Below are 12,233 nucleotides of genomic sequence, written 5' to 3'. Positions count from 1 at the left end.
ATGGCAAAGCAAAGCAGTATCGATTTTTTAAGTGCCGTTGAAAAAAGCCTTTCTTTGGCGACGCAAACGCCGCATTCGGAATGGGTCAGTATCTTTCAGGCTCTAGGACGTACCTTGGCACACGACATTACATGTCAAAAAAATCTTCCTTCGTATAACAATGCCGCTTTAGACGGTTTTGCGTTTCGTTTCGATAGTTTGAGTGAAAAAATGCGTATCAAACGAACGATTTTAGCCGGTGAAGTCGTGTCGGAATGCTTGGGCGAACACGAGTGTTATAAGATTATGACCGGAGCCAAAGTGCCCGACGACGCCGATACGATCATCCCGTTTGAAGAGTGTTTTGTTGAAGGCGACATGTGGATGAAGCCCCGCGCTAAAGTCGTCAAAGGCAATGCGTTGCGTCAAAAAGGCGAAGAAGCCGCTTTGGGTTCTTTGTTATTGAAAAAAGGTACGGTACTCACGTCTCGTGAAATGGCGGTTCTCGCTTCGCAAGGTATCAGCATGGTGTTGACGTATAAACAGCTGAATATTGCGGTTTTTTCAACCGGTAACGAGTTGAAAGCTCCGTGGGAAAGGGCCAATGAAGACGAAATTTACGATATTAACGCACTTTCTTTGATTTCACTTTTGGAAGAACACGGCTTTAAAGCTTCGTATTGCGGCGTTATTCCCGATAATTTAAGAACGGCGACGCGCTATTTTGCGGCGATGAAACATTACGACGTTTTGGTTACGAGCGGCGGCGTGAGTATGGGTGAGGCGGACTTTGTCGAGCGTGCGCTCAAAGCCAACGGTTTTGAGGCGGTTTTTAACGGAATCAATATCAAACCCGGAAAGCCGACGATGATGGGTATTATGGATCACACGATTATCGCGTCGATGCCGGGAAATCCTTTGGCGGCATATGTCAACGCGTTTGTGTTTTTAATTCCTTTGCTCAAAAAGCTTCAAGGGCAGACGAATTTTTACCATACGCGACTTACCGCCATCAATAAAACCTCTTTTACGATGAAATCCGGTCGCGTCAACTTTGTTTTAGGGTATCATAACGACGGCGTCTTTGAAGTGTACGGCAATAATAAATACGGATCGGGAATGGTTCGCCCTCTTCAAAATGCCAATGCGCTATGGATTAGCGATGAGACGGATTTACACGTTAATGCGGGAGATACGATTCGCATTACTTCACTTTTGTGAGATTAATTGTAAAAAATAATTTAATTTTCAGAAAAATAGTATAAAAAACTTGACCGTTTAACCTTTTTTTCGGTATATTGAACGAAAAATTTATCCAGAAATATCTAAAGGCTTGGTAATGTTTAAGAATTTAAAGATTTCTACAAAACTTCTCGTCATCTCTCTCGTAACGGTTTTCGGATTATCGCTGCTTTCGTATATCGGAATTAATGCCAGCTTGGTCGGTAAAAGTTCTTTGGAAACGATTTATGAAAAAAATGTGGTTCCTGATGCTGAAATTACGACCGCACGTACGACGTTTGAAATGATTTTAAACGATTTAATTCACGTCACCAGTGAATTTTTGCCGACGGGACAAGCCAGAGATCGCTTACCCAAAATCGAAACCGAAATGAATAGTTTTTTTGCTAAAGCCTTGAAGAGCGAATTTTACAACGATCCGACGCTCAAGCAAAATCTAAACGAAGCATACGAACGTTACTCTCAAAAGATCGCTCCGAAACTTCCAAAAATTCATGCGCTTTACGTTAAAGATCACCGAGAAGACATCGGCGATATGGCGGTTGAGATCGAAGAGGATTGTAAATATATCAGTCAACGTTTTCACAATATCTCTTCGTTTACCAATCAACGCGTCAAAGATATCAGCGTCGAAATCAGCGCAAAACTCAATCGCAATTTGTACATCGTCATCGCCGTTTCGGTCATTATTTTAGTCATTACGACGGGCTTGTTATTTTCCATTAGTCGCTATATCGTCAAACGTATCGGTCGTATCGGCGAGCATTTGTCCGAAATTAGCAAAGATTTGGCGTTAAATCGACCGATCGTTCCGTGTAATTACGATGAAATCGGAGAGATAAGCAGCAATCTCAATACGCTTTTGTCGACCTTGCAGCAAGCCTTACTCAAAGCCAAAACGACGATGTCCGGCAATTCGACGATCAACAAAAGCATGCAAACGTTTTCTCATCAAATTACCAACGTTGCAGAAGAGCAAGATCGCATCGTTGAAAACGTCAAAAAATTAACGGCGAAAATCAATCGCGAATTGCAAGAGTCCTGTGAAATTTCCGAGACGTCGGCCACGTATATGAAAGAAGACTACGCGATGCTCGATATGATGATCGAGACCTTGGACGAAATCGTCGAGAGTATCAATACCGTGAGTCGCGAAGAGCAAAATATTTCGACGCAAATGCACGATTTAGCGGAGCAAACGGCGCAGATTCGCTCGATTTTGGAAATGATTAAAGATATAGCCGATCAAACCAACCTTTTAGCCCTCAATGCCGCGATCGAAGCGGCGCGTGCGGGTGAACACGGACGCGGATTTGCGGTGGTTGCCGATGAAGTCCGCAAGCTTGCCGAACGTACGCAAAAATCGCTTTCGGAAATCGACGTGACGATTAGCGTCGTGGTTCAAAGCGTTTCGAGTGCGAGTGAAAACATCAAAGAAAACAGCCAAAAAGTGATCGATTTAAACGAAAATGCCATTAAAATTTCGTCGATGGCAAACGAAACCAAAGAAAAAACGGCGAAGAGTTTGGACATTACCAACGTCGCGTATAAAAAAGCCGTCGATATATCTAAAGAGATCGATGCGCTGACCAAAGGCGTCGAAGAAGCCAACGGCTTAGCGCACGAAAATAAACAAGTCGCCGATAATTTGCTTTCTATCTCTAACGACTTAAATCGTTCGACGGCGGAGCTTGAACAAGAGATCAATAGTTTTCAGGTTTAAACGCGCTTTAAAGCCCTTCACGGTCAAGTTGTGTTACAATTATCATGCTTTAACGGCGCAAAAATATGCGTTTTTGCGTTAAAGAGCAGCAAAAACTATTGACATGAAGGGGCTTTTTTGATAGAATTCCGTCCGTTTTGCGGGAATAGCTCAGTGGTAGAGCACGACCTTGCCAAGGTCGGGGTCGCGAGTTCGAACCTCGTTTCCCGCTCCATTGTTATCTTTTTATGTTTTTCTTCCTTTCTCTTTTCCCAAACGATTTACATCGATAAAACTTATTGCGTCGATCAATCAGACGTGAGAGCCTCTTTTTTCGGTTACAAAGACGCCCATTCCAAAGACGACCCCGTGTTGGTCGAAATTCCTAAAGATCGTATGCAATACACCGTTATGAGCGGCGCGATTCTCTCCTTTTTTAACGACCGCAATATCAGCATCGTCGACACGAGCGAAGGCGTCGTCGTTTTTAAAAAAGAGTGCCGTTTAATGGGCAAAGCCGACGCGATCGAAGCCCTCTTCTTGAAAAAATTTCAAGCCGCAGCTCCATATGTACTGATCGAGAGCAAACCGCATATCGGAACGAAGGCCTCTTTACCGTCCGATTTTAAGCGATACGAACTTATCGATATTCTCTTAAGCGACAATACGCTTCGTAAAAACAGCGGCTCGTTCGTTGCACTTTTTAAAGTCGGCGACAAAGAGCGGAAGCTTTACTTCTCGTATGAAATGGACGCTAAAGCACGCGTATTTAAAGCGAAACGTAATTTGCTTAACGGTACAATCCTCGGCAACGATGATTTTGAAACGGTGCTCGTCGGATTAGACGCATTACCGAACCGCGCTATGCTCCGTGAAAACACGCAAACGTTAATGGTAAAAAGCACCGTCAAAGAGGGGCAAATTCTTACCGATTATCTCTTTGAACCCAAACGTCTCGTGACAAAAAAATCGGCTATTAAAGCAGTGTATAAAGACGAAAGTTTAAGCATCGAGGTTCAAGCAACCCTTTTAGATGACGGTGACGTAGGAGATATCGTGAGAATCAAAACCGAACAAGGTAAAATTTTAAACGCAAAAATCGTGTCCGCCAACGAAGCGGTCATTCTCGAATGAAACGCCTTATCATCGGTATCAGCGGTGCAAGCGGCGTGGAATTGGGCTTAGCCTTTTTAAAAGCGCTTCCTTCCGACATCGAGTCTTATGTGATTGTCTCCGATCACGCTAAAGTCGTTTTCGAAAAGGAACACGCGTCCATCCACCGCTTGGACGATACCGATATCGCAGCACCGAGTGCTTCGGGTTCGTTTCAATGCGACGCCATGGTTATTATTCCGTGCAGTATGAACACTTTGGCAAAAATTGCCTACGGTATCGCCGACAATCTTTTAACGCGCAGTGCAAGCGTTATGTTGAAAGAAAAACGACCGCTCTTATTGGCTCCGCGCGAAATGCCTTTTTCTGCTATCGCCTTGGAAAATATGCACAAACTCTCTGTGCTCGGAGTCCATATCGCACCGCCGGTTGCAGGCTATTATGCCGATGTCGATTCTTTGGAAAAGATGGAAAACTTTTTTATCGGTAAGTGGTTTGATCTTTTAGGCATCGAACATACGCTATTTAAACGATGGGAGGGAGCATAATGCGCGTTGCAATTTATCCGGGGACGTTTGATCCTATTACCAACGGCCATATGGACGTGATTAAGCGGGCGCGTAAACTTTTCGATAAAGTACTCGTCGCCGTAGCGTTTTCGGAAGAAAAACGTCCGATGTTCGACGTGCAAACGCGCGTCGAGATGGCACAAGCCGCCGTGAGCGATTTGGAAGACGTACATGTAGAAGCTTTTGACGGCTTGTTGGTACGTTTTTCCCAAGAAAAAAATATTCGCGTGATGATTCGAGGCCTTCGTGCCGTCAGCGACTTTGAGTTTGAATTGCAGATGGGTTACGCCAATGCGTCGCTCTGGAACGAAATCGAAACGGTCTATTTGATGCCGAGCCTGAAAAATGCGTTTATTAGCTCTTCCGTGGTTCGCTCTATCGCTAAACACGGCGGAAACGTATCGCATTTAATTCCCTCTTCCGTTTTACCTTTTGTCGAAAGAAAGCTCTTATGTATGTAATTTTTGAAGGGGTCGATACGACCGGAAAAAGCACGCAAGTGCGCCTTTTTGAACAAAAAAATCCCGATGTGCTCGCGACTAAAGAGCCCGGCGGTACGCCCTTAGGTATGAAGCTTCGCGAGATACTCTTAAACGGTGAGGCAAAAGCGTCGCTGTATGCGGAGTTGTTCTTATTTTTAGCCGATCGTGCGTTGCATTACGACACGGTCGTTCAACCGCATCGCGATCGACGCATCGTGATTAGCGATCGGGGATTTGTCTCGGGTATCGCCTACGCTTGCGCCAATCACGAAGAAATCGAGGGCGAATTCTTGCTTCAAATGAACCGTTTGGCCTTACACGGAACCTATCCCGATAAAATCGTTCTTTTTTTGACCGACGAAGCATTGATCCAAAAACGTTTAGGCGTAAAAGAAAACGATGCGATCGAAGAGCGAGGCGTAAGCTATTTGTTACGAATTCAAGCTATAATGCGCCGCATCGTTAAGAGCTTGCCGATACGCTATTTGGAAGTCGATGCAACGCAGAGCGTCGAAGCAATTTATCAACAGATTGAGGAATTTTTACATGATTAATGCATTACGCGGTATGAAAGATACGCTTTTCCCGCACAATGAAGTTTACATGTACGTGATCGATACATGTACCAAAATTGCCCGAAACTACGGTTTTTCGTTTATTGAAACGCCGATTTTGGAAGAGACGGCGTTGTTTAAACGCAGTGTGGGCGAAAGCAGCGACATCGTCGGTAAAGAGATGTACCAGTTTAGAGATAAAGGGGATAACGACGTCTGTTTGCGTCCTGAGGGAACGGCAGGCATCGTGAGGGCTTTTATTCAGGAAAAATACGACAAAGCGGGTCTTTCCAAACGCTTTTTTTACCATGGACCGATGTTTCGCTATGAGCGACCGCAAAAAGGACGACTTAGACAATTTCACCAATTCGGTGCGGAGAGTTTCGGCGAAGCGAACGTGAGAGAAGACGCGACGATTATTTTAATGATTAAAGCGATTTTCGAAGCCCTCGGTATCGGTTATACGTTAGAAATCAACTCCTTAGGCTGCCCCGCGTGTATGCCCGCTTATCGTACGCGTTTGGTCTCGTTTTTAGAAAGCGTCGAGGGATTGTGTGAAGATTGCGAACGAAGAAAAACGACCAATCCGATTCGCGTGCTTGATTGTAAAAACGAACATTGCCAAACGTTGCTTCAAAACGCACCGTTAATCGTTGATCATTTATGCCCTACATGTCAAAATGATTTTGAGACGTTGAAATCGATTTTAGATCGTTTCGGGATGGTGTATCGCGTCAATCCTAAGTTGGTACGCGGGCTTGATTATTACTCCAAAACGGCGTTTGAGTTCGTCAGTTCCGAGATCGGAGCGCAAAGCGCTATTGCCGGCGGAGGACGTTACGATCGTTTGGTGGAATTTTTAGACGGAAAACCTACTCCCGCGGTCGGTTTTGCGATGGGGATCGAGCGTTTAATGGATTTGGTCAAAATGCCCGAATCCAAACGTGAGGGATACTACATCGCCGCTTTATGCGACGAGGCGTTACCAAGCGTTTATACGTTGGTTCAGCAAAAACGCGCGATTGCGCAAGTGTTAACGAGTTACGAGCCCAAATCGCTTAAAAATCATCTCAAAGCCGCCGATAAATTTTATGTAAAATTTTGTGTATGTATCGGTGAAGACGAGCTGGCAAATCAAACGGTATGGGTGAAGGATTTAGAGAGTAAAGAAGAACGCATTATGCCTATCGAGAACTTTTAAGGAGCAAAACATTGGACTACGGTATTAAAACCTGGGGAAACGACAACTTTTTTATTGAAGACGGTAAAGTCAAGGTCAACACCGGATGTGAACCTTCACTCATCGAAATTATTCAAGAGATACGAAAAGACGGTATTCGAGGTCCTATTTTATTACGGTTTCCTCATTTGATTCAAAAACAGATTCGAATGATCTACAAAAGTTTTGCCGACGCTAAAAAAGAGTTTAACTACGAGGGAAATTTTAGCGCCGTTTATCCTTTGAAAGTCAATCAGTTCCCAAATTTCGTCAAAAACCTTGTCGCATTGGGACAAAAATACAATTACGGCTTGGAAGCGGGATCGAAAGCCGAGCTTATTTTGGCGATGGCGTATAACAATCCGCATGCGCCGATTACCGTTAACGGTTTTAAAGACAACGAGATGATCTCTTTGGGTTTTATCGCCGCGGAGATGGGGCATAATATTACGCTGACCATCGAGGGCTTGAACGAGCTTGAAAGCATTATCTCGATTACGAAAGATCGCTTCGGTTGCGTTCCCAATATCGGTCTTCGTATTCGTCTTCACAGTTCGGGAATCGGTATCTGGGCAAAAAGCGGCGGTATCAATTCCAAATTCGGCTTAACCTCTACCGAACTCTTAGAAGCGGTCAATATGATCCGCGATGCGAATCTCCTCGATAAATTTACGATGATTCACTTTCATATCGGCTCGCAAATCACCGACATTGCGCCTTTGAAAAAAGCCTTACGGGAAGCGGGTAATATTTATGCCGAGCTTTGCCGCATGGGTGCAACAAATCTTCGTGCGATCAATTTGGGCGGCGGTTTGGCGGTCGAGTATTCGCAACACAAAACGACTTTGCATAAAAACTATACTTTGGGCGAGTACGCCAACGACGTCGTGTATCTTTTAAAAGACATCGCAACGCAAAAAAACGTTCACGAACCGGATATTTTTATCGAGTCTGGACGTTTTGTCGCGGCTCACCATGCTGTTTTGGTTGCACCCGTTTTGGAGCTTTTTTCGCAAGAGTATACCGATCAAAAATTGCGTCTTAAAGACAAAAACCCTCCTCTCGTTCAGGAATTGTACGATCTTTTCAATACGATGAACCGTAAAAACGCTTTAGAGTTTCTTCACGACAGTATCGATCATATGGAATCTTTATTGACTTTGTTCGATTTGGGTTACATCGATCTTCAAGACCGTTCCAACACCGAAATTTTGGTTAACTTGATTATTAAAAAAGCGGTGGGACTCAGTGCCGATAAAAAATTGAGCGAAATTTTGGACATTCAAGATCGCGTTCAAGAACGCTATTTGGTCAACTTTTCCCTCTTTCAGAGTTTGCCCGATTTTTGGGGTATCGATCAGACGTTTCCGGTTATGCCTTTGGATCGTTTGGATGAAGTTCCGACGCGTTCGGCCTCGCTTTGGGACATTACCTGCGATAGCGACGGTGAAATCGGCTTTAGTACCGAAACGCCGCTGTTCTTGCATGACGTAGACGTTACGCAACGCGATTACTTTTTAGGATTTTTCTTGGTCGGTGCTTATCAAGAAGTTTTAGGCATGAAACACAATCTCTTTACGCATCCCACAGAGGCGACGATTCGCATCGACGACGACGGATACGAGATCGAAAATATCTTAGAGTCTCAAAGCATTAGCGATATTTTAGAGGATTTAGATTACGATATTAAAGAAGTCCAAGAAAACCTGAACGATCGTATCGAAGCTTCCGATATTATCAGCGAAAAAGAGAAAAAACATATTTTAGGCGAGATTTATCTCTTTTTGAACGATAACGGTTACTTGAAAACGATCAATAACGAGGATAATACGCAATGAGCGACATCTCTTTATGGCAAAAGATCAAGGAAGATTTTTCCCAACCCGTTTTGCACGATCCGGCACTCAATTCTAAAATAGAGCTTTTTTTCAACTATCCGGGCGTATGGGCATTAGCAAATTACCGTATTGCCCATGCCTTACATATCAAAGGTTTTCGTACCCTTGCGCGAGCGATTATGGGGATTTCCCAGATTATTACCAATATGGACATTCACCCCGCATGTACGATCGGCAGACGTGTCTTTTTCGATCACGCTTTCGGCGTGGTCGTCGGTGAAACGGCGGTGATCGGAGACGATGTTTTGATTTACCAGTGCGTCACGTTAGGCGGTGTGAGTTTAGAACGCGGCGTCAAACGCCATCCAACGGTCAAAAACGGTTCGGTTATCGGCTCGGGGGCTAAAATCTTAGGCGATATCACGATCGGCGAAAATTGCCGTATCGGCTCCAATTCGGTGGTCGTTAAGAGTATTCCGGACGACTCCACCGCCGTGGGCGTACCCGCACGCGTGATCGAAAAAGGGCGCGACAAAAGCCCGATGGCACATAATAAACTTCCCGATATTAACAAAGAGCTTTTTATTTATATGTTCAAACGTATTAAGATTTTAGAAGACGCTGTCTTGCAAAGTCATCACGATCAAAACGTGAAGGTCAAAGATGACGAATTGGAAGCCATTTACAAAAGCTACTTGGAATCGGTCAAAGAGTAGTACTTCTACCGTAAGAGGCGCACCCTTTCGCGCCTTTAACAACGGCATAAAAAGCATATCGCTATCGTCACGACGCATTGCATGATCACTCTGTAGAATATAGCCCCTTTTTTTATTATCGATCGTTGTTGAGAAGCGCTTTGTTTCGGAGGTGGAAGCTGAATTCGCGTTGGTGCGGGAACTTTCGTTCGTACTTCAAAACGTCGCATGGAATATCGTCTCTCAAAATCCGCCGCGGCAAGCATAAAAACGCCTGAACGTGTTAGGGAAATAGGGATTTTTTCGCTATAATCTCGACGATATTTTTTTAAGGGAACGTGCATGTTATCTAAACGAATTCAAGTATTGTCGCCCTCTTTAACCTTGGCGATTACTGCCTTGGCAAGAGATCTTAAAGCGCAGGGAAGAGATATTTTAAGCTTTTCGGCCGGTGAGCCCGATTTTGACACGCCTCAACGCGTTAAAGATGCCGCTATCGAAGCGATTCAAAAAGGTTGCTCCAAGTATACCGCCGTCGCGGGAACGCCCGAAGTTCTTAAAGCGATCGCAGGAAAGCTTAAACGCGAAAACAATCTTGAATACAAGCCCTCCGATATTGTGGTAAACGTGGGTGCAAAGCATTCGTTGTTCAATATTTTTCAAGCGATTCTCGATGAAAAAGATGAAGTGATTATTCCTTCGCCTTATTGGGTCACGTATCCCGAAATCGTCAAATACAGTAACGGAACGCCCGTTTTTATTGAAACCGATGAGGCAAGTTGCTTTAAAATTACGCCGGCGCAACTCAAATCCGCCATTACGCCTAAAACGAAAGTCTTGTTGCTAAACACGCCTTCCAATCCGACGGGTTCGGTTTACTCCAAAGAGGAGCTTCAAGCACTTGCAGACGTTTTGAAGGGTACGAAAATTCTTGTCGTTTCCGATGAAATGTATGAAAAGATTTTATTTGACGGACGTAAATTTACCTCCGTTGCGGCCATCAGCGAGGATATGTACCAACGAACGATTACCGTCAACGGTTTGAGCAAATCCGTCGCGATGCCCGGATGGCGTTTTGGCTACTTGGCATGTCCGATCAAAGAAATCGTCAACGCGATTGTCGATTTGCAAGGACAAAGCACGTCCAATATCAATTCTATTACCCAAAAAGCCGCTATTCCGGCACTTGAGGGTTTGGTGGACGACGACATTGAAACGATGCGCGTTGCGTTTGAAAAACGACGTAATTTGGCTTGCGAACTCTTTAGCAAGATTCCGCAACTCAGCGTCGTCAAACCCGAAGGCGCATTTTACCTCTACGTCAATACGAAAGCGGTCGAAAACGATTCGATGAAGTTTTGTTCTAAATTGCTTGAGAAAACGGGTGTGGCGGTAGTTCCTGGTATCGGATTCGGGATGGAAGGCTATTTTAGACTGTCGTTTGCAACCGATGATACGACCATCCGAAACGGTATCGCGCGTATTGCCGATTTTGTTCAACATTACGAACGATAATTTTCTTCCGGGGTGCTTAAAATAGCACCCTACTTTTAAAACTTCTCAAAAAATTCTCAAATTTTTGCTACAATCCCGACACGATTTTGACATGTAGCAAAGGAATACGATGAACAAGTACGTCATTACGCTCGCTAAAACCTGTTTAGGATGCAAAAAACCCTCCTGTCGTACGGGCTGTCCCGTGGGAACGCCTATTCCGGAGATGATTCGTCTGTTTTTGGCGGGTGAGATTAAAGAAGCGGGAAAAATGCTGTTTGAAAACAATCCGCTCTCTGTCATCTGTTCGATGGTCTGTCCGCATGAAAAGCATTGCGAAGGGCATTGTATCTTGAATAAAAAAGGTACGGCGGTGAGCGTAGGCAGTATCGAAAATTACATTTCCGATCTGTATATGAACGACCTTCAATTTGAAAAACCTCTTAAAAACGGCACGAAAGTCGCCATTATCGGAAGCGGACCTGCGGGAATCGCGTTGGCGATACTTCTGGGTATGAAAGGCTACGAGATCACGATGTACGACGCTCACGATAAAATCGGCGGCGTTCTTCGCTACGGTATTCCCGATTTTCGTCTGAATAAAGAGATCCTCGATACGATTGAAAACAAATTGCGTCAATTGGACGTGACGATACGCCCTAATATTACGGTCGGTAAAAACATCACGATCGCCGACTTGTTTCGCGACGATTTTAAAGCGGTCTTTATCGGTACGGGTGTGTGGTCTCCGAAAAAATTGGGGATTAAAGGTGAGAGTTTGGGACATGTTCATTTTGCGATCGATTATCTCAAAAATCCTTCCGTGTACCGTCTCGGTCATAAGGTCGTTGTTTTAGGTGCAGGTAACGTAGCAATGGACGTGGCGAGAACGGCGGTGCGACACGGAGCGCGTGACGTGATTATTATGTACCGCAAAGGGATGGAAGATATTCCCGCGTCCAACCATGAAGTTGAATGTGCCAAAATCGACGGCGTTAAATTCGAGCTGTACAAACAACCCGTTGAAATCAACGAACAAGGTGTGATCTATCAAGGTACGAACGAAAGCGTTGAAGCCGGAATGTTGGAAGCGGATTCGGTTTTGATCGCCATTAGTCAAAATCCAAAAGACAATATCGTACAAACGGCAAAACAGATCGAAGTGGACGGGAAAGGTCTCGTGATTACCGATGAAAGCGGTCGAACGACGATGCAAGGCGTTTTTGCTTCCGGAGACGTGGTAACGGGTGCGCGAACGGTTGTTGAAGCAGTAGCGTTTTCAAAACGCGTTGCTGTAGCGATTGAGGAGTATGTGGCGACGCTGTAGTCGCAAACGAAAAAAAGCT

10 protein-coding genes, 1 tRNA gene and 1 pseudogene are annotated in these 12,233 nt (G+C 44.7%); all 12 read left to right on the top strand.

Features of this window, described 5'->3' with window-relative positions; translation table 11 throughout:
• The 12 genes and pseudogenes from OA34_RS09825 to OA34_RS09770 all read left to right on the top strand — a co-directional run bounded on the left by OA34_RS09825 (position 1) and on the right by OA34_RS09770 (position 12,214).
• Entirely contained in the window at positions 1 to 1,200 is a 1,200-nt protein-coding gene (locus tag OA34_RS09825; RefSeq protein ID WP_039674852.1) for a molybdopterin molybdotransferase MoeA, read from the top strand.
• A 1,234-nt stretch (positions 1,201 to 2,434) separates the two neighbouring features.
• A pseudogene (locus OA34_RS13935) lies at positions 2,435 to 2,785 on the top strand (methyl-accepting chemotaxis protein); the annotation flags it as partial.
• Between the two features lie 298 nt (positions 2,786 to 3,083).
• Positions 3,084 to 3,158: transfer RNA gene (locus OA34_RS09815), tRNA-Gly, on the top strand.
• An 83-nt stretch (positions 3,159 to 3,241) separates the two neighbouring features.
• Complete coding sequence (gene flgA, locus OA34_RS09810) at positions 3,242 to 4,057, top strand: flagellar basal body P-ring formation chaperone FlgA (RefSeq protein WP_286682973.1); 816 nt, start codon at positions 3,242 to 3,244, stop codon at positions 4,055 to 4,057.
• Complete coding sequence (locus OA34_RS09805; protein ID WP_039674845.1) at positions 4,054 to 4,584, top strand: UbiX family flavin prenyltransferase; 531 nt, start codon at positions 4,054 to 4,056, stop codon at positions 4,582 to 4,584. The genes flgA and OA34_RS09805 overlap by 4 nt, the downstream gene beginning before the upstream one ends.
• Complete coding sequence (gene coaD, locus OA34_RS09800; protein WP_173636970.1) at positions 4,581 to 5,066, top strand: pantetheine-phosphate adenylyltransferase; 486 nt, start codon at positions 4,581 to 4,583, stop codon at positions 5,064 to 5,066. The genes OA34_RS09805 and coaD overlap by 4 nt, the downstream gene beginning before the upstream one ends.
• The gene (gene tmk, locus OA34_RS09795; RefSeq protein WP_039674841.1) at positions 5,057 to 5,641 is read left to right on the top strand and encodes a dTMP kinase; all 585 of its coding nucleotides are present in this window, start codon (positions 5,057 to 5,059) and stop codon (positions 5,639 to 5,641) included. The genes coaD and tmk overlap by 10 nt, the downstream gene beginning before the upstream one ends.
• A complete protein-coding gene (gene hisS, locus OA34_RS09790; protein WP_039674840.1) occupies positions 5,634 to 6,842 on the top strand; it encodes a histidine--tRNA ligase in 1,209 nt (402 codons plus the stop codon). Before tmk ends, hisS begins: the two co-directional genes overlap by 8 nt.
• Before the next feature lie 11 nt (positions 6,843 to 6,853).
• Entirely contained in the window at positions 6,854 to 8,698 is a 1,845-nt protein-coding gene (gene speA / locus OA34_RS09785; RefSeq protein WP_039674839.1) for a biosynthetic arginine decarboxylase, read from the top strand.
• On the top strand, positions 8,695 to 9,414 hold the full coding sequence (gene cysE / locus OA34_RS09780; RefSeq protein ID WP_039674838.1) for a serine O-acetyltransferase: 720 nt from the start codon (positions 8,695 to 8,697) through the stop codon (positions 9,412 to 9,414). The genes speA and cysE overlap by 4 nt, the downstream gene beginning before the upstream one ends.
• 321 nt (positions 9,415 to 9,735) lie before the next feature.
• Positions 9,736 to 10,908: a pyridoxal phosphate-dependent aminotransferase gene (locus OA34_RS09775; protein ID WP_039674835.1), complete on the top strand. Its 1,173-nt coding sequence runs from the start codon at positions 9,736 to 9,738 to the stop codon at positions 10,906 to 10,908.
• Between the two features lie 109 nt (positions 10,909 to 11,017).
• Positions 11,018 to 12,214, top strand: coding sequence for an NAD(P)-dependent oxidoreductase (locus tag OA34_RS09770; RefSeq protein WP_039674833.1), 1,197 nt, complete (start codon positions 11,018 to 11,020; stop codon positions 12,212 to 12,214).
• Positions 12,215 to 12,233 lie beyond the last annotated feature (19 nt).

The organism is Sulfurospirillum sp. MES (assembly GCF_000789415.1).
In the GTDB taxonomy this organism is placed as follows: Bacteria; Campylobacterota; Campylobacteria; order Campylobacterales; family Sulfurospirillaceae; genus Sulfurospirillum; species Sulfurospirillum cavolei.
The sequence above is the reverse complement of the archived record's forward strand: the minus strand, read 5'-3'. Positions and strand labels throughout refer to the sequence as shown.